General features: G+C 68.7%; 20 protein-coding genes. 4 read left to right on the plus strand and 16 right to left on the minus strand.

The window, feature by feature from the left end; translation table 11 throughout:
* From mtrA to AC6CID_RS00390, 11 genes are all read right to left on the minus strand, one after another.
* Complete coding sequence (gene mtrA / locus AC6CID_RS00340) at window positions 1-678, minus strand: MtrAB system response regulator MtrA (RefSeq protein ID WP_024101503.1); 678 nt, start codon at window positions 676-678, stop codon at window positions 1-3.
* Between the two features lie 5 nt (window positions 679-683).
* On the minus strand, window positions 684-1,349 hold the full coding sequence (locus AC6CID_RS00345; RefSeq protein ID WP_498353446.1) for a dTMP kinase: 666 nt from the start codon (window positions 1,347-1,349) through the stop codon (window positions 684-686).
* 56 nt (window positions 1,350-1,405) lie between these two features.
* Window positions 1,406-2,875: an adenosylhomocysteinase gene (gene ahcY / locus AC6CID_RS00350; RefSeq protein WP_006550214.1), complete on the minus strand. Its 1,470-nt coding sequence runs from the start codon at window positions 2,873-2,875 to the stop codon at window positions 1,406-1,408.
* A 128-nt stretch (window positions 2,876-3,003) separates the two neighbouring features.
* Window positions 3,004-3,609, minus strand: a complete 606-nt coding sequence (locus tag AC6CID_RS00355) for a TetR/AcrR family transcriptional regulator (RefSeq protein WP_039584805.1) — start codon at window positions 3,607-3,609, stop codon at window positions 3,004-3,006.
* Between the two features lie 69 nt (window positions 3,610-3,678).
* Window positions 3,679-3,864, minus strand: coding sequence for a rubredoxin (locus AC6CID_RS00360; protein WP_019288502.1), 186 nt, complete (start codon window positions 3,862-3,864; stop codon window positions 3,679-3,681).
* A complete protein-coding gene (locus tag AC6CID_RS00365; protein WP_006550211.1) occupies window positions 3,861-4,028 on the minus strand; it encodes a rubredoxin in 168 nt (55 codons plus the stop codon). Before AC6CID_RS00365 ends, AC6CID_RS00360 begins: the two co-directional genes overlap by 4 nt.
* 2 nt (window positions 4,029-4,030) lie before the next feature.
* Entirely contained in the window at window positions 4,031-5,275 is a 1,245-nt protein-coding gene (locus AC6CID_RS00370) for an alkane 1-monooxygenase (protein ID WP_498353447.1), read from the minus strand.
* A 210-nt stretch (window positions 5,276-5,485) separates the two neighbouring features.
* Entirely contained in the window at window positions 5,486-6,763 is a 1,278-nt protein-coding gene (manA, locus tag AC6CID_RS00375) for a mannose-6-phosphate isomerase, class I (RefSeq protein WP_006550209.1), read from the minus strand.
* Window positions 6,763-7,848 (minus strand): tobH protein, encoded by a 1,086-nt coding sequence (locus tag AC6CID_RS00380; protein WP_498353448.1) that lies wholly within the window; start codon window positions 7,846-7,848, stop codon window positions 6,763-6,765. Before AC6CID_RS00380 ends, manA begins: the two co-directional genes overlap by 1 nt.
* Window positions 7,849-7,995: 147 nt before the next feature.
* The gene (locus AC6CID_RS00385) at window positions 7,996-9,366 is read right to left on the minus strand and encodes a phosphomannomutase/phosphoglucomutase (RefSeq protein ID WP_498353449.1); all 1,371 of its coding nucleotides are present in this window, start codon (window positions 9,364-9,366) and stop codon (window positions 7,996-7,998) included.
* 76 nt (window positions 9,367-9,442) lie between these two features.
* Window positions 9,443-9,838, minus strand: a complete 396-nt coding sequence (locus tag AC6CID_RS00390; protein WP_170318468.1) for a DUF3499 domain-containing protein — start codon at window positions 9,836-9,838, stop codon at window positions 9,443-9,445.
* A gap of 87 nt (window positions 9,839-9,925) precedes the next feature.
* Here AC6CID_RS00390 and AC6CID_RS00395 point away from each other — a divergent pair, with 87 nt between their 5' ends.
* The gene (locus AC6CID_RS00395; protein WP_033097091.1) at window positions 9,926-10,420 is read left to right on the plus strand and encodes a metallopeptidase family protein; all 495 of its coding nucleotides are present in this window, start codon (window positions 9,926-9,928) and stop codon (window positions 10,418-10,420) included.
* A 123-nt stretch (window positions 10,421-10,543) separates the two neighbouring features.
* On the opposite strand, the gene AC6CID_RS00400 is transcribed toward AC6CID_RS00395, so the two are convergent.
* Window positions 10,544-10,810: a WhiB family transcriptional regulator gene (locus AC6CID_RS00400; protein ID WP_167414258.1), complete on the minus strand. Its 267-nt coding sequence runs from the start codon at window positions 10,808-10,810 to the stop codon at window positions 10,544-10,546.
* Between the two features lie 334 nt (window positions 10,811-11,144).
* Between AC6CID_RS00400 and cofD the strand changes: the two genes are divergently transcribed.
* Genes cofD through AC6CID_RS00415 form a run of 3 tightly spaced genes read left to right on the plus strand, consistent with a single transcriptional unit; the run spans window position 11,145 to window position 14,058 of the window.
* The gene (gene cofD / locus AC6CID_RS00405; protein ID WP_072740421.1) at window positions 11,145-12,134 is read left to right on the plus strand and encodes a 2-phospho-L-lactate transferase; all 990 of its coding nucleotides are present in this window, start codon (window positions 11,145-11,147) and stop codon (window positions 12,132-12,134) included.
* A complete protein-coding gene (locus tag AC6CID_RS00410) occupies window positions 12,134-13,501 on the plus strand; it encodes a coenzyme F420-0:L-glutamate ligase (protein WP_064060266.1) in 1,368 nt (455 codons plus the stop codon). Before cofD ends, AC6CID_RS00410 begins: the two co-directional genes overlap by 1 nt.
* Window positions 13,502-13,503: 2 nt before the next feature.
* Window positions 13,504-14,058 (plus strand): NUDIX hydrolase, encoded by a 555-nt coding sequence (locus tag AC6CID_RS00415; RefSeq protein WP_006550201.1) that lies wholly within the window; start codon window positions 13,504-13,506, stop codon window positions 14,056-14,058.
* Window positions 14,059-14,121: 63 nt separating this feature from the next.
* Here AC6CID_RS00415 and AC6CID_RS00420 read toward each other — a convergent pair whose 3' ends face one another.
* From AC6CID_RS00420 to rfbD, 4 genes are read right to left on the minus strand one after another with little or no spacing between them, the layout of a single operon-like run.
* On the minus strand, window positions 14,122-14,886 hold the full coding sequence (locus AC6CID_RS00420) for an SGNH/GDSL hydrolase family protein (protein WP_064060252.1): 765 nt from the start codon (window positions 14,884-14,886) through the stop codon (window positions 14,122-14,124).
* Window positions 14,887-14,900: 14 nt separating this feature from the next.
* Entirely contained in the window at window positions 14,901-15,986 is a 1,086-nt protein-coding gene (manB, locus tag AC6CID_RS00425) for a mannose-1-phosphate guanylyltransferase (protein WP_006550199.1), read from the minus strand.
* Window positions 15,976-16,902, minus strand: a complete 927-nt coding sequence (locus AC6CID_RS00430) for a glycosyltransferase family 2 protein (RefSeq protein WP_024101513.1) — start codon at window positions 16,900-16,902, stop codon at window positions 15,976-15,978. Before AC6CID_RS00430 ends, manB begins: the two co-directional genes overlap by 11 nt.
* 59 nt (window positions 16,903-16,961) lie before the next feature.
* On the minus strand, window positions 16,962-17,831 hold the full coding sequence (rfbD, locus tag AC6CID_RS00435; RefSeq protein ID WP_006550197.1) for a dTDP-4-dehydrorhamnose reductase: 870 nt from the start codon (window positions 17,829-17,831) through the stop codon (window positions 16,962-16,964).
* Window positions 17,832-18,119 lie beyond the last annotated feature (288 nt).

The following is an 18,119-nucleotide window of genomic DNA, read 5'->3' on the forward strand; positions in this document are numbered from 1 at the left end:
TCACGGCGGTCCGGCCTTGTAGCCGACCCCCCGCACCGTGAGCACCGCCTCGGGATTCTCGGGATCCTTCTCGACCTTCGCGCGCAGACGCTGGACGTGGACGTTCACGAGCCGGGTGTCGGCGGCGTGCCGGTAGCCCCAGACCTGCTCGAGCAGGACCTCACGGGTGAACACCTGGCGCGGCTTGCGTGCGAGCGCCACGAGCAGGTCGAACTCGAGGGGCGTGAGCGAGATCGCCTCGTCGCCGCGGGTGACCTTGTGGGCGGGGACGTCGATGGTGATGTCCCCGATGTTCAGGACCTCCGCCGGTTCCTGCTCGGTGCGACGCAGCCGGGCCCGCACGCGTGCGACGAGCTCCTTCGGCTTGAACGGCTTGACGATGTAGTCGTCGGCGCCCGATTCGAGGCCGAGCACGACGTCGACGGTGTCGGACTTGGCGGTGAGCATCACGATCGGCACACCGGAATCCGCGCGGAGCACACGGCACACGTCGATGCCGTTCATGCCGGGGAGCATGAGATCGAGCAGGACGAGGTCGGGCCGGATCTCGCGCACGGCACCCAGCGCCTGAGTGCCGTCCCCCACCACGAACGGTTCGAATCCCTCGCCGCGCAGCACGATCGTGAGCATCTCGGCCAGCGCGGTGTCGTCGTCGACTACCAGAATCCTCGGCTTCATAGCCTCTATCGTGTCACCCCTCGAGCGTCGTGAAGCAGATTTGAGATGTCAACGGCGAGTTGTCTCGGGGAGGTCTGCGGGCCTGCGACCTCCCACGGAGACATCCATTGCTGCTGCGCGAGCCCGTCGTAGACCGCGCCGGTGCGCTCCTGCAGACCGGCATCGCGCTCGTAGGCGTCGCGATCGCGGTCGACCTCGGTCGCGGCGCGGTTACGGGCACGCTCGGCGGCGAGGGCGACCGGAACGCGGAGCAGCACCTGCAGATCGGGCACCGGAAGCCCCAACCGTTCGAACTCGAGACGGCGGATCCACTCCACCGCCGGGCCGGTCGCATCCTGGTTCCGGCGCGCCGCGGTGTACGCGGCGTTGGACGCGACGTACCGGTCGAGCAGCACGATATCGTTGTCGGCGAGCAGCTTCCGCAGCTCGTCGGCAGCATCGCGACGGTCGAGCGCCCACAGCAACGCCATCGCCTCGACGCTCGAGGCGGTGTCGCCGTGCTGCCCGCGCAACGCCTCCGCGCCCAGATCGGCGTGGATCGACTGCCCGTACCGCGGGAAGGCCAGCGTCGCGACCTTCCGTCCGGCCTCGCGCCAGGTCTCGACGAGACCGGCGGACAAGGTCCGCTTGCCGGCCCCATCGAGACCCTCGACGACGATCAGATCACCCATGTGCCCTGTGATTTCCGATCACTCATGCGCTCTGCGTTCCCGTCGCGTTGCCGGGATCAGTAGCGGTAGTGCTCGGGCTTGTACGGGCCCTCGACGTCGACGCCGATGTACTCGGCCTGCTCCTTGGTCAGCTTCGTGATCTGTCCGCCGAGTGCCTCGACGTGGATCTTCGCGACCTTCTCGTCGAGGTGCTTGGGCAGGCGGTAGACCTCGTTGTCGTACTGGTCGGGCTTGGTCCACAGCTCGATCTGGGCGATCACCTGGTTGGCGAACGAGTTGCTCATCACGAAGGAGGGGTGGCCCGTGGCGTTGCCCAGGTTGAGCAGGCGGCCCTCCGACAGGACGATGATCGAATGGCCGTCGGCGAAGGTGAACTCGTCGACCTGCGGCTTGATGTTGATCCGCGTGACGTCGGCGGCCCGCTCGAGGCCGGCCATGTCGATCTCGTTGTCGAAGTGGCCGATGTTGCCGAGGATGGCCTGGTGCTTCATCGCCTTCATGTGCTCGAAGGTGATGATGTCCTTGTTGCCCGTGGCGGTGATGACGATGTCGGCCTGGCCGATGAAGTCCTCGACCGTCACGACGTCGTAGCCGTCCATCATGGCCTGCAGGGCGTTGATCGGGTCGACCTCGGTGACCGAGACGCGTGCGCCCTGGCCGCGCAGGGCCTCGGCGCAGCCCTTGCCGACGTCGCCGTAACCGCACACGAGCGCGGCCTTGCCGCCGATGAGGACGTCGGTGCCGCGGTTGATGCCGTCGAGCAGCGAGTGCCGGGTGCCGTACTTGTTGTCGAACTTGCTCTTGGTGACCGAGTCGTTGACGTTGATCGCGGGGAACGCGAGCTCGCCGGCCGCGGAGAGCTGGTACAGGCGCAGGACGCCCGTGGTGGTCTCCTCCGTGACGCCCTTGACGGACTCGGCGACGGTGGTCCACTTCTTCGAGTCGGCCGCGAGCGAGCGGCGCAGCAGCTCGAGGAAGACCTTGTACTCTGCGGAGTCCTGCTCTTCGTCGCTCGGCGGGACGACGCCGGCCTTCTCGAACTGGGCGCCCTTGAGCACGAGCATCGTGGCGTCGCCGCCGTCGTCGAGGATCATGTTGGCGGGTTCGCCGGGCCAGGTGAGCATCTGCTCGGCCGCCCACCAGTACTCTTCGAGGGTCTCGCCCTTCCAGGCGAACACCGGGACGCCCTTGGGCTCCTCGGGGGTGCCGTGCGGGCCGACGACGACGGCCGCGGCGGCGTGGTCCTGGGTGGAGAAGATGTTGCATGACGCCCAGCGCACCTGCGCGCCGAGGGAGACGAGCGTTTCGATGAGCACAGCGGTCTGGACCGTCATGTGCAGCGAGCCGGAGATCCGTGCGCCCTTCAGCGGCTGCACCTCCGCGTACTCGCGACGCAGCGCCATCAGGCCCGGCATCTCGTGTTCGGCGAGCCGGATCTCCTTGCGCCCGAACTCGGCGAGGGACAGATCGGCGACCTTGAAATCGAGACCGTTGACCCGGTCGGCTACGAGCGTGGTGTCAGACACGTGCAGATGCCTCTTCCTGTCGGCAGACGATGTTGGTTCCAGGCTATACAACCTGCGCAAGAAGAGGCCCGGCAGATCGTCCCCCGACGGGATCCGTCCACCGCACCTTCCGGTACGACGCCCGGACGTCAACCGCGTATGGCGGCCCGTTCGACGAACGGCACGAGCAGATCGGCGAGGTCGGCGGCGACATCACGCCCCGAGGCCGGGGGCATCGAGACGAAGCTCAGCGCGACCCGCACGACAGCGCGCGCGAGGATCCCCGCGTCGGATTCGGACGCCGCGATCCAGCTGTGGTGGAAGGTCTCCGTGAGGCGACCGGCGCCCCGCTCGAGGATGGGGGCGGCGTCGGTGGTGATCAACCGCAGCAGGTCGGGTTTGGCCTCCCCGCTCAGCAGCGACTGCACCAGGGGGTCGGCGGCGGACGCCTCGAAGAAGAAGGTGAATCCGTCCACGAGCGCGGCCCGCGCGTCGCCGACGTGGGCGTACACCGAATCGGCCACCGCATCGACGAACTCGTCGACCAGACGCAGCGCATATCCCTGGGCGAGCCCCTGCCGGGAGGAGAACTCCTTGTACAGGGTCTGCCGGCTGATACCGGCGGCTCGGGCGACGTCGCTCATGGTGACGGCCGACCAGTCGCGTTCGTGTAGCAGCTCGCGCATGGCGTCGAGGATCGTCGAGCGCAGCAGCACCCGACTTGCCTCGTGGAAGGGAACCCGCGCGTTCGGCATGGTGGGAACGCTCTCACGCACGGATGTGCTCGTCAAAGCAAGACGGGTAGTGATCCCCCGTGCAGCGGTTCACCGGCGGACGATCTCGACCATCTCGAAGTCGGCCTTGGCGGCGCCGCAGTCCGGGCACGACCAGTCGTCGGGGATGTCCTCCCACCGGGTGCCGGGTCCGATGCCCTCGTCGGGCCACCCTTCGGCCTCGTCGTATTCGAATCCGCAGACGAGACAACGGAACAGACGGTAGTCGGTACTCACTGGGTGTACTCCTCGAAATCGGTCTTCTCCCGGACTCCGCAGTCGGGACACGGCCAGTCGTCGGGCACGTCGGACCACGGGGTGCCGGCCGGAAAGCCCTCACGGGGAACGCCGGCGGTCTCGTCGTACACGAACTCACAGACGGGACAGCGGTAGGACGCCACGATCACTCCCCTTCCGCAGTAGTGGGATCCGATGCTCCGTAGCGGGTCAGGATCTTCTCGCGTCGACGCGGTTCGATGTTGACGCGGGTGATGTCGCCGTCGTAGTGGTCGAGCACGCGGTGGTCCATGACCTTGCGCCACAGCGGCGGGATGTAGGCGAGGGTGATCATCGTCGCGTAACCCGCGGGCAGTTGCGGTGAGATCTCCATGCTGCGCAGGGTCTGGTAGCGCCGCGTGGGGTTGGCGTGATGGTCGCTGTGCCGCTGCAGGTGGTACAGGAAGATGTTCGTCACCAGGTGGTCACTGTTCCAGCTGTGCGCGGGCGAGCAGCGCTCGTAGCGCCCCTTCGCGGTCTTCTGCCGCAGCAGACCGTAGTGCTCGAGATAGTTCACGGCCTCGAGCAACGAGAACCCGAACACCGCCTGGATCACGAGATACGGCGCGATCGACAGACCGAAGACACCGAGGAGCACCGCGTACAGCGCGACGGAGATCGCCCACGCGTTGAGGACGTCGTTGTGCACGCTCCACACCGGCTTGTCGAGCCGTTCGAGGCGGGCCCGTTCGAGGCGCCACGCCGACCGCAGGCTGCCGACGACGCTGCGGGGCAGGAATCGCCAGAAGCTCTCCCCGAACCGGGCAGAGGCCGGATCCTCCGGGGTGGCGACCCGCACGTGGTGGCCGCGATTGTGCTCGATGTAGAAGTGCCCGTAGAACGACGGGGCGAGCGCCCACTTCGACAGTCGCCGTTCGAATTCGATCTTCTTGTGGCCGAGTTCGTGTGCCGTGTTGATACCGATGCCCGCGACCACGCCGACCGAGATCGCGAGTCCGATCTTCGACATCACGCCGAGCCCGCCGTCGATGCCGAGCCAGGACAGGTCGTCGGCCGACCAGAGGTAGCAGGCGAAGACCAGCGACGCGAACTGGAAGGGCAAGTAGAGGTAGGTGCAGTAGCGGTAGAAGCGGTCGTTCTCGAGTTGCTCGAACAACTCGTCGGGTGGGTTCTCGCCGTCGGGGCCGACGAACAGGTCGAGCAGCGGGACGAGGACGTAGATCAGCAGGGGGCCTATCCACCACAGGACCGGGGTGACGCTCTGCAGACCGAGTTCGTTACCGCCCCACACCAGGGCGGCTGCGACGAACAGCGCCGTCGGGGGCACCAGCCCCAGAAGCCACAGATGGCGTTTCCGGTCGCGCCACTGAAGGTCGGGTCGATCCACCGAATCCGCGGATGCCGTACTCATGTCGGGTCTCCTTCGTCACCGTTGATGGCGCCGGGCACGCCACCGCACGGTGACGCACACCACTCATATCTTGACTCTAGGCCACTGTTCGTCCTAGGTCTAGACATATAGCCGATTTTGTAAATCTCACGAAGGTGCATCCGGAAACGACGAAGGCGAGCCCGTGCGGGCTCGCCTTCGGTTCGATTCCGTCCCTACCGGGACTCTGCTTCAAGACTCGTCGGTCGCCGATCCCGGTATCTCCCCGAGCCGGGCCCGGAAGACCTGGGTGTCCGCGGCACAACCGTGGACGGTCGGATTCCGGTCGCACGCCGACAACCACGCCGAGTCGCCGGGCCTCAGCGTCACCGACTCGCCGTCGCACTCGACGCGGGCATCGCCTGCGGTGCACAGCAGGATCTGTGGTCCGTCGGCACCGACCCCGAGGGCGTCGCCCGCGCCGAGATCGATGCGGGACAACGCGAACTCCGGTGCCGGGGTGCGGTAGCGGCGTTCGATCGGACTCTGCCCCGACCCGGTCTCCGCCGAGGCCTCCGGCACGGCTTCGAGAATCGGCACCGAGGCCGCACCGAAGTCGAGCACCCGCAGCAGTTCGGGCACGTCCACGTGCTTCGGGGTGAGACCACCGCGCAGCACGTTGTCGGAGTTCGCCATGACCTCGACACCCATGCCGTGCAGGTAGGCGTGCAGATTTCCCGCGTCGAGGTACAGGCCCTCGCCCGGCTGCAGGGTGATGCGGTTGAGCAGCAGCGAGGCGAGCACTCCGGCGTCGCCGGGATAGAAGTCCGCCAGCTGCAGGGCCGTGCGTACCTCCGGAACGAAATCGCGTTCGCCGTCCCGTCCGGCCGCGAGATAGGTGACGCAACCGTCGAGCACACGCGGCAGCAACGCTGCGAGAGCGGGCGGGGGCAACGTGATCCAGGTGGTGAACAGCGCCCGCAGACCGCTCGAATCGGGTTGGCCCGCGAGCAGTCCCACATAGGGGTCGAGTTCCGGCACGGCCAGCGCCTCGAACAGCTCCACGGTCCGTTTCGGGTCACGGAAGCCGGCCAGGGCCTCGAACCGGGTCAGCGCCACCACGAGTTCGGGCTTGTGGCTGGCGTCCTTGTAGTTGCGGACGGGCGAGTCGATCGGGATGCCGAGTGCTTCCTCACGAGCGAAGCCCTCGGCCGCCTGGCCGGCGCTGGGATGCGCCTGCAGCGACAGCGGCTCCTCCGCCGCCAGTAGCTTGAGCAGGAAGGGCAGGCGGGGACCGAACGCCCCCACCGTGCGATCACCGAGGTGTCGCTGCGGATCGGCCGACAACACGTCGAGCAGCGAGTGCTCGTCGCCGTCCGGATCCACCAGCCTGGCGGGATCGGCCGGGTGCGCACCGAGCCACAACTCGGCCTCGGGATGATGGGACGGCACATTGCGGCCACGCAGGGTGGCGATCGCGGTCCGCGATCCCCAGGCGTACGAGCGCACCGCACCTTCGAGTCGGTGCACTATCTCCCCCCTGCCAATCCGAGATATGCGGCCGCCATCTCTGTGCGGACGGTCAACACTGCCACCTGTTCCAGCACGGTCGGAACCGTGCTCGATTCGAATTCTCCGATCACGGACATCAATTCCACATCCGGAAGTGCCGCCGTCCTGCGCTGCGCCGCCGAGCGGTCGGGGTCGGTGCTGAGCACGAACACCCGTGCCGGTGCGATCGGCGCCGGTCCGTCCAGCTCCTCGTCGTGGAAGAACGGGTCGTAGTTCTCACCGCTCGCGGTGACCACATTCGTGAGCCGGTCGCGCGCGACCAGCACGTCGCTCAGTGCCGCAGCGCCGGCGACCACACCCGCCTCCTGGAGCAGGGCCTCCGACGCGTGCCGTGCGAGCACCGTCGTCGCGGCGGAGTCTCCCGCGAACGCCACGCGACGCGACTGCATGCGCACCGCGAGCGACTTTGCGGGATTGTGGAAGACCTCGTTCGCCGGATGATTGCGCGCCGCTTCCTCGTCGGCCGTGTCGGCGACCTCGGCGAGCGTCGGGACACCGGTGATCCGGACGGCGCGCTGCAACACGCCGAGCACCGCACAGAACACCGCGACGTGCCGGGCGAGCACGTACCGGGTCTGGACCCGGACGCGCGGCGGCAACAACATCGCGCGACCGGCCGAGACCGCCCGCACCGGACCTTCGTCGGGGGCGTCGACGACGACCTCAGCGCTGCGACGCAGTCCGGCGTCGATGCTGCGCGCCAGCTCTGGATCGCCGGCGTCGTTTCCCGAGACCACCACGACATCGAGCGCGCCGACCCACGGCGGTGTGGTCGGCGCGGAGATCAGCGGTACACCGGCCTGCCCACCGAACATCGCGACGACCAGTTCCGCGGCCGAGCGGGCGCGGGCGTCGGTGCCGACGAAGACCACACTGCGTGGGTGCATGTCGGTGAGCCGGCCGAGCAGACCTTCGTCGACCGCCGCGGCGACCGCGCGGATCTGGGCGCCACCGAGGGCCGCGCTCCTGAGGATGCCGTCGACATCGGCGGCGAGAACACCGCCCGCATCGTCGAAGTCGAACAGCGGTGAGGGTGCCGTCACGACCGCATCACCTTCCTTCCGCCGCCGCGACCTCGGCGAGCCGGCTGACAGGGCCCGGTGGGGCCACCGACCCGAGATCGGTGCTCCGCCGAACCGACACCGGCACGACCTGTCCCGGCACTTCGATTATTCCCGTTGTCCCTCCGCCTACGCACGAACGACGGAAAGGATCTCCTTCACCAATGCCTCGACCTCACCGTCCGTGCGGGCCTCCACGTTGAGCCGCAGCAACGGCTCGGTGTTGGACGCACGCAGGTTGAACCAGGCGTTGTCGGGCAGGTCGACGGTGACACCGTCGAGCCGGTCGATCGATACCGCGCGGTCCTCGAACGCCGCGACGACGGCCTCGGTGCGCTCGGCAGCATCGGCTACCGTCGAGTTGATCTCGCCCGACGCCGCGTACCGGTTGTAGGAGCTCATCAACTCGGAGAGCGGACCGTCCTGCGAGGCGAGTGCGGCGAGGACGTGCAGCGCCGCGAGCATGCCGGAGTCGGCACCCCAGAAGTCGCGGAAGTAGTAGTGCGCCGAGTGTTCCCCGCCGAAGACGGCACCGGTCTCGGCCATCTGCTGCTTGATGAACGAATGCCCGACCCGGGTGCGCACCGGCTTGCCGCCCTGCTCGGCGACGAGTTCGGGCACCACGCGCGAGGTGATGAGGTTGTGGATGATCGTCGAGCCGGGTTCCTTGGCGAGTTCGCGGGCGGCGACGAGCGCCGTGACCGCGGACGGGGTGACCGGCTCGCCGCGCTCGTCGACGACGAAGCAGCGGTCGGCGTCGCCGTCGAAGGCCAGGCCCACGTCGGCACCGGACTCGACGACCAGACGCTGGAGGTCGACGAGGTTGGCGGGGTCGAGGGGGTTGGCCTCGTGGTTCGGGAAGGTGCCGTCGAGATCGAAGTACAGCGGCACGAGATCGACGGGCAGGGCACCGAAGACGGCGGGGACGGTGTGGCCTCCCATGCCGTTGCCGGCGTCGACCGCCACCTTCAGCGGACGCATCTCCGCGAGATCGACCAGGCCGCGGACGAACGAGGCGTAGTCCTCGAGGACGTCCTGCTCGGTGATGTTGCCGCGCTCGCCGTCGTAGGCGGGCACCCCCTCGACGAGGTCGGCGGAGATCTGCGCCAGACCGGTGTCCTGACCGACGGGCTTGGCACCGGCACGGCAGAGCTTGATGCCGTTGTACTTCGCGGGATTGTGGCTGGCCGTGAACATCGCGCCGGGTGCGTCGAGCAGGCCCGACGCGAAGTAGAGCTGGTCGGTGGATGCGAGGCCGATCAGCACCACGTCGAGTCCCTGGGCGGTGACCCCGTCGGCGAAGGCCTGCGAGAGCGAGGGGGACGAGGCGCGCATGTCGTGCCCGATCACCACACGGTCCGCGCTGCCCTCACTGCGCAACAGGCGTGCGAACGACGCTCCGACCTCGCGGACGAACTCTTCGTCGATCTGCTCTCCGACGACACCCCGTACGTCGTAGGCCTTGATGACTGCTGACACCGACTCGGCAGCTCTCGCCACTGTATTAGCTCCTGAACTCGACTCGTGCGATACCGTCCTCCGCGACATCGCACTCGCTCAGCCTAGTGCGAACGGCTCAGGACGTGGGATCGGGAAGAACACGCAGGTGACCGCGTCGGCCGGTGCGTGCGGTGGGAGGCACGACGGCCCGTTGGGGTTGCTCGGCGTCGTCGTCGCTCGCGTCGGAACGGGAACGCTCCCCCAGGCCGGCCTCGCGTACGGCCTCGGCGAGGGCGGTCAGATCGTCCTCGTCGGGGGTGGCCGACGAGAACGCTCCCTCGTATCGGACGAGTTCCCAGCCCTTGGGTGCCGTGATGCGCGAACCGTGCATCTCGCAGAGATCCCACGAGTGCGGTTCCGCGACGGTCGCCAGGGGACCGACAACGGCAGTGGAGTCCGAGTACACGTAGGTCAGCGTCGCAACAGCAGGGTTCTTGCACCCAGGCCGGCAGCATCGACGCAGTGTTCTCACGACTGGGAGCGTAGCGCGCCGGACGCGCCAGGACTATTCGGACACACCGAAAGGGTGGAGCGATTTTCGTGTCGTAGTGTCCATGGCATGGTCCGCGCACGACGTTCCCGCCCTGTGTCGTCCCGTGCCGTGGCACGCCGCGGCAGGGGAATCCGCGGTCCCCTGTTCCCGCAGAGCCTGCCGGCGTGGAAGACACGCGCAGAGAAATTCGACCTGCTCGTATTGGGGGCGTTCGCGCCGATCGACGCGCGCTGGCACGACCGCCTCACCAAACTCGACATCGCCGTCGACGAGGTCCCGAAGATCCGGGCACGCGACCCCGACTCGGTCAACTGGCCGGACGAGGTGGTTGCCGACGGGCCGGTGCCGCTGTCCCGGCTCGTGCCGGCGGGGATCGATCGACGAGGCGCTGCCACCCGGGCGCGGATCGTGTTGTTCCGCCGACCTCTCGAGGTGCGCGCGAAGGATCCGGACGATCTGACGGATCTGGTGCACGACGTCCTCGTGCACCAGGTGGCCACCTATCTCGGCGTCGAACCGGAAGTGGTGGATCCGACACTCGACGAGGACGACGAGGACTGAGAAACGTTCCGGATACATGACGAAGGCCGGGTTGCTCGTCCCCCACGGCCGCAACCCGGCCTTCGTCATCCGATTCGGTGTTTCACTCGGTCCCGCACTCCCCGTACCGGGCCGAACTCCTCGTCAGACTATTCCGCGCTTGAGGCGACGGCGTTCCCTCTCGGAGAGCCCGCCCCAGATACCGAACCGCTCGTCGTGAGCGAGAGCGTATTCGAGACATTCGTCCCGGACCTCACACCCCATGCAGATGCGCTTGGCCTCTCTGGTGGAGCCACCCTTCTCGGGGAAGAATGCCTCCGGATCGGTCTGCGCACAGAGCGCACGCTCCTGCCACTGCTCCTCGCCGTCCGCTGGGTCACCGAATCCCGAGATCAAACTCAGGACGGGCACCCCGACGTCCGGGTAGTCACAGACAGCCTCGACTGCAGTATCGCTTCGAGTGAGCTCGAAGCTGTCGCGCTCGCCGGCCATTGTCCCTCCTCACCTGCAGCGCCGAATCATGACCGGGGATCAACCCGCTGCCATCCTTCGAATACTCGTTCGAATGCGGGTTCACCGCAAGGGATCTCGAATTCGATTATCGAATGACATGTATGTGATTAGACACTTCGGGTGTGTCGCGGTCAAGCGGAGCGGCGTTGTTCACATATCATCGGCCGCTTTGCCGAAACGCGTTTCGGACGGTGCGCGACCGGGTAGGCGACGCACCGCTTAGGCTTGGGCCGTGAATGTGACTGTATTGGTCGGAGGTGTCGGTGGGGCGCGTTTTCTCTCAGGTTTGCGCCGGCTTCTCGATATTTCTCCGGGCGTGGAGCCGAATCCGGACGCGGCACACCGCATCACCGCGATCGTCAACGTCGGCGACGACGTGTGGATGCACGGCCTGAGGATCTGTCCGGATCTCGACACCTGCATGTACACCCTCGGCGGTGGGATCGACACCGAACGCGGCTGGGGCCGCGCCGGTGAGACCTGGAACGCCAAGGAGGAACTCGCCGCCTACGGGGCGATCCCCGACTGGTTCGGTCTCGGCGACCGCGACATCGCCACCCACCTCATCCGGACGCAGATGCTGCGGACCGGCTATCCGCTCTCCGCGATCACCGAAGCACTGTGCACGCGGTGGAAGCCGGGTGTGACCCTGCTGCCGGTCTCCGACGACCGCAGCGAGACCCACGTCGTCATCACCGATCCTGAGGACGGTGAACAGCGGGCCGTGCACTTCGAGGAATGGTGGGTCCGCCACCGCGCCCAGGTGCCCACCCACAGCTTCGCCCACATCGGCGCGGAAGAGGCAGAGCCCGCTCCCGGTGTGCTCGAGGCGATCGAGAACGCCGATGCCGTCGTTCTGGCCCCGTCGAACCCCGTCGTGAGCGTCGGAGCGATCCTCGCGATCCCCGGTATCCGTGGGGCGCTGCGCACCACGTCGGCGAAGGTCGTCGGCCTGTCCCCCGTCATCGACGGCAAGCCCCTGCGCGGCATGGCCGATGCGTGCCTGGACGTCATCGGAGTGGAGACCACCGCCGAGGCGGTCGGCCGGTACTACGGCGCCCGCTCGGGCACAGGCATTCTCGACGGCTGGCTCGTGCACTCGACCGACAACGCCGAGGTGCCAGGCGTCGAGGTCCGATCCGTTCCCCTGCTCATGACCGACACCGACGCGACGGCCGAGATGGCCCGCGCCGCCCTCGACCTCGCCGGAGTGACCCTGTGATGCCGGACGCCGTCGCCGACCCTGCAGTGCGCGACCACGCGCCGGGCGGCCCGATCGAGATCCTGCCCGTCGCCGGGCTTCCCGAATTCCGGCCCGGCGACGACCTGGCCGCAGCCGTCGCTCAGGCCGCACCGTGGCTGGCCGACGGGGACGTCCTCGTCGTCACCAGCAAAGTGGTCTCGAAGGTCGAGGGACGGATCGTGGCCGCGCCCACCGATCCCGACGCCCGCGACGCGCTCCGCCGGCGCCTGGTGAACCAGGAAGCGGTGCGCGTGCTGGCACGCAAGGGCCGCACCCTCATCACCGAGAACAAGCTCGGCATCGTGCAGGCAGCCTCCGGCATCGACGGATCCAATGTCGACAGCGCCGAACTCGCGCTGCTGCCCGAGAACCCCGATGCGAGCGCAGCGGCGCTCCGCGAACGGATCGGTGCGCTGCTCGGCGTCCGGGTCGCCGTGGTGGTCACCGACACCATGGGCCGCGCCTGGCGCAACGGCCAGACCGACGCCGCGATCGGCTCGTCCGGGCTTCCAGTCCTGCACGGCTACGCCGGCTCCCATGACTCGCAGGGCAACGAACTGCAGGTGACGTCCGTGGCGGTCGCCGACGAGATCGCCGCCGCAGGCGATCTGGTCAAGGGCAAGCTCGGCGGTGTGCCCGTCGCCGTGGTACGCGGACTCGGCCTGCCCGACGACGGATCCACCGCCCGCGCCCTGATCCGCAGCGGCGAGGACGACCTGTTCTGGCTCGGCACCGAGGAGGCTCTCGAACGCGGTCGGCGCGAGGCGCTGCTGCTGCGCCGGTCGGTGCGGCAGTTCGCCTCCGAGCCCGTCGATCCCGAGGATCTGCGCGAGGCGGTCGCCGAGGCCCTCACCGCACCCGCACCTCATCACACCCGTCCGGTCCGGTTCGTGTGGGTGCGCACCGAGCAGGTGCGCCGCCGGCTCCTCGACCGCATGCGCGACAGGTGGGCCGAGGATCTCCACGGCGACGGACTCGACCCGGTGGCCGTCGAACGCCGGATCTCCCGCGGCGCGATCCTCTACGACGCACCCGAGGTGATCGTCCCCTTCTGGGTGCCCGACGGCGCACACCATTATCCGGATGCCCGTCGCACCGCGGCCGAGGCGACGATGTTCACCGTCGCCGCCGGCGCCGCGGTGCAGGGCCTGCTCGTGTCCCTGGCCACCCGCGGGCTCGGCAGCTGCTGGATCGGTTCGACGATCTTCGCTCCCGAGGTGGTCCGCGAGGAACTCGGTCTTCCTGCCGAGTGGTCGCCGCTCGGGGCGGTCGCCGTCGGTTACCCGCTCACCGAACCGGAACCGCGCGAACCCGCGGACCCGGGCGACGCCCTCGTGGAGCTGTAGTCGTGTCGGCGCGTTCCCTGCACGCCTCGGCGATCGACCGGCTCACCGCCTGGCGCACCGACTCGGAAGACGCCGAATCGCTGCGGCACACGATGCTGGCGTTCCTCGATTCAGCGCCCGACGGGTGCCTGCGCGAACACGTGCCCGGCCACATCACGGCGTCGTCGATCGTGCTCGACGCCGACCACCGCAACGTGTTGCTCACCCTGCATCCGCGGGTGGGGCGGTGGATCCAGCTCGGCGGTCACTGCGAGCCGTCGGACGACACGGTCGTCGACGCGGCCCTGCGCGAGGCCACCGAGGAATCCGGCATCGCCGATCTGGTGATCGATCCGGAACTGCTGTCGGCGCACACGCATCCGATCACGTGCTCCCTCGGCGTGCCCACCCGTCACCTCGACCTGCGGTTCCTGGTGACCGCACCCGTCGGTGCCCGGCCGGTGCGCAGCGACGAATCCACCGACCTGCAGTGGTGGCCCGTCGACGCGCTTCCGCCGGAGGCCGAGCACGAGACCATCGCGCACATGGTCCGGCTCGCCGCGGCCCGACGGGCCTGAGACGACCACGCTCGTCCCGGTGGGTTGCCGGGACGAGCGTGAGGTCGGAACCGGGCCGTGAGGTCAGAACCGGACAGGGCCGAGGTCGGGGTATTTCGGGGTGATGCCGTCGCCGGAGGATACTCCGCGCAGCCGCCGGCCCACCCAGGGGACGAGGAACTCGCGCATCCACGCGCGGTCCGCGGCGCGTTCCTGGGCCCGTGTGAGGACGGGTGCCTCGTCGAACTCCACCGGTCCGAGACCGTGTGCGACGCCCAGCAGATCGAGCACGCGGATCGCCATGTTGTGGTGGCCGGCCGCGGACATGTGCAGCCGGTCGAAGTCCCACATGCGCAGATCGCGGTACTCGTCGAACCGCCAGAAGTCGACGATGGTCGCCCCGTGTCGATCGGCGATCGCCCGGACGAGTTCGTTGTACACGGCCCAGCGGCCGCGCAGCATCCCGAAGACCGGCGCCCAGCTGCCGTCGTAGGCCGTCCACATCAGGATGCGGGCGCCGGTCGCGGCGAGCTTGCCGATCGCCTCGTCGTATTCCGCCGCGAGCGCGTCGAGGTCGAGCTTCGGACGCATGAGGTTGTTGCCGCCGGCATAGATCGTCACGAGATCGGGACGCATCGCCACGGCGGTCTCGAGCTGCTCGTCGATGATCGGTCGCAGCAACCGGCCCCGGATGGCGAGGTTCGCGTACGCGAAGCTCTCCGAGTGCCGCGCCAGCTCACCGGCGACGAGATCGGCCCAACCGCGCAGCCCGTTGGCACGCGCCGGATCCGGGTCGCCGACTCCCTCGGTGAACGAATCACCGAGGGCCACGTATCTTTCGAAACCCACTTCGACCTCTCGACTCACACGTCGGTACTGAACCGGATACCGCCGTCGGGGATCTTCACTCCCGGCCACACCCGGGCACCGCGCAGCAGCTCGCATCGCGCACCGATATCGGCGCCGTCACCGATCACACCGTCGCGGATCAAGGCCCGCGGACCGACCCGTACACCGAAACCGATGATGCTCCGTTCGACCACCGCACCGGCCTCGACCCGCGCACCGTCGAAGATCACCGCGCCGTCCAGGCGGGCACCCGCACCGATCTCGGCGCCGCGGCCGACGACCGTGCCGCCGATGAGCAGGGCGCCCGGGGCCACGGAGGCACCCGGATGCACGAGCGACTCGCCGCGCTGCGGCGGGAGCGCCGGGGACGGAGCGATACCGCGGACCAGATCGGCCGAGCCGCGGACGAAATCCTCCGGGGTGCCCATGTCGCGCCAATAGGCCGCGTCGACGTGCCCGAACACCTTCTTGCCCTCGGTCAGCAGCGCCGGGAACACCTCGCGCTCCACCGACACCGGACGGCCTTCGGGGATCTGCTCGATGATCTCGCGGCGGAAGACGTAGCAACCGGCGTTGATCTGATCGGTCGGCGGATCCTGAGTCTTCTCGAGGAAGGCGGTCACCCGGCCGTCCTCGTCGGTCGGCACACAGCCGAAGGCACGCGGATCGCTCACCCGCACCAGGTGCAGGGTCACGTCCGCCTCGGTCCGCACGTGGGTGTCGAGCACCGCACCGAGATCGGTGCCACCGAGCACGTCGCCGTTGAAGACCATCACGTTGTCGGCGCGCAGCCTCGGCAGCACGTTGCGGATACCGCCGCCGGTGCCGAGCGGCTCGGTCTCGGTGACGTACTCGATCTCGAGACCGAAGTCGGAACCGTCGGCGAAGTGCTGCTCGAAGACCTCGGCCTTGAACGAGGTGCCGAGGACGACGTGTTTGATGCCTGCCTCACGGATCCGCGCGAGCAGATGGGTGAGGAAAGGCACCCCCGCGGTGGGCAGCATCGGCTTGGGTGCCGACAGCGTCAACGGGCGTAGCCGCGTGCCCTGTCCGCCGACCAGAATCACCGCATCGGTGTGCGGTGCCGACTCACTCGTCATCGTCTCCCCTGTTCACTGTCGTGCCGACCCGAATGTTCCGGTCGGTCCTCCCGTTCCGACGCTCCCGCACGGCCGCTGCGACCGCCACTCGCGATCGCACCGCGAGCCCGGCCCGCAGAGCCCACCGCAGCGGTGCCTGCCACCCGTGGGGGTGACGGTCCGCCTGGAAGCGGTAGGCACTCTCATGATGTGCCGGAAGCATCAGTTCGGGGTGCCGTCCGGCCGCGTGGCCCTTGGCGTGCGTGACCACCGCGGACGGCACGTACACGTTGAGCCAGCCCGCTCGTCCGAGCCGGTCGCCCAGGTCCACGTCCTCCATGTACATGAAGTACCGTGAATCGAAGCCGTCGATCGAATCGAAGGCCGCTCGCCGTAGCAGCAGGCACGATCCGGACAGCCAGCCCACGGGGCGTTCGCTGATCTCCTCGTTCTCCTGCCGGTAGCGACGCGTCCACGGATTGGCCGGCCAGACGGTGCCGAGCAGCGCGTGACCGGCACCGGAGGCGAGGGTGGGGACGGTGCGTGCCGAGGGGTAGACGCTTCCGTCGGGTTCGTGGATCAGCGGCCCGAGCGAGCCGGCTCGCGGCCAGCGACGCGCCGCCTCGAGCAGTTCGTCGATCGAACCGGGGTGCCACCGGACGTCCGGGTTCGCGACGATCACGAACTCCGCGGACGGGTCGATCTCGGCGACCGCGCGATTGATCGCCCCGCCGTATCCGATGTTTCCCCCGGTCCGGAGCAGTCGCACGTTCTCGTGTGCCGCGTCGGCGGCCTCGGGAGCACCGTCGATCGAACCGTTGTCGGCCAGGATCACCTGCGTCGGCAGAACGGTCGCGGAGGTGAGCGAGGTGAGAAAGTTCTCGAGGTGCTCACCGGGCGAATAGGTCACCGTCACCACGGCCAGCGTCGAATCCACGCCGGTCACCTTAGCGACCTCGACGGTGTGCGACACCTCACGGGCCGTTTCCTCCCACGTCATCGCGCGGGCGGCACGGTTCCGCTACCGGCGATCGCCTCGTGCAGTGCCTCCCGCCACGGACGGAAGCGCGTCAGGCCGGCACCGATCCAGGCACTGTCGTCGAGCACCGAATAGGCCGGCCGCGGCGCGGGGCGGACGAACTCGTCGCTGCCACAGGGTTGCACCCGCTCCGGGTCGGCGCCGATCTCCTCGAAGACCGCCCGGGCGAGGTCGAACCACGTCGCTTCTCCGGCGTTCGTGGCATGCAGAATCCCACCGGGGATCCGGTCACCGTGCTCGGCGAGTTCGATCAGTCCGTCGGCCAGGTCGCGCGCGTAGGTGGGGCAACCGCGTTGGTCGTCGACGACGCGCAGGGTCTCCCGCTCGCCCTCGAGCCGCCGCATGGTCGCGACGAAGTCGTTGCCGTCGCCGGTGTACACCCAGGCGGTGCGCACGACGTGCGCGGTGGGAAGCACCTCCAGCACCGCCCGTTCACCGGCGAGTTTGGTGCGGCCGTAGGCCGTGCGCGGGCCGGTCGGCGCGTCCACGCAGTAGGGCTCGGTCGCGTCGCCGGCGAAGACGTAGTCGGTGGAGACATGGACGAGACGGGCACCTTTGTCGGCACAGACGGCGGCCAACACGCCCGGGCCCGTGCCGTTCACCACAGCGGCCCGGTCCTCGTCGGTCTCGGCCGCGTCGACGGCGGTGTACGCGGCGGCGTTGATCACCACGGATCCCGGTTCGACCGCGGCGGCCACGGCCTGTGGATCGGTGATGTCCACCTCGGACGATCCGACACCGCGGATCGGTATCCCCGCCGCGGTGCCGCGGTTCACGAGATGACGGCCGAGCTGGCCACGGGCTCCGGTGACGAGAACGCTACGCACCCGGAGAAGTCTGGCACGCCGGAGTGGTGCGCGCCGGGCGAGCGTCCCCACCAGTAGCCTTCAACCGAGAGCTACATCCACAGACCCCGTACCACCCACAGGAGGAGTACCAGGTGCCGCCAGAGCCGCGTCGCCGCACCGGCCGACGTCCCGCCCCCACGGGACGTCGCACCCGCGCGGGCGATCCGACAGCTGCCGACGGCAGGTACGGGTCGGATCCCGGTCCCCGGCAGTCCCGGCGTTCCGCGCGTCGCGAGCCGCCCTCACGCAGCCCCGGAGCACCGGCGG

The sequence above is a fragment of the Rhodococcus sp. GQ147 genome, assembly GCF_059759155.1.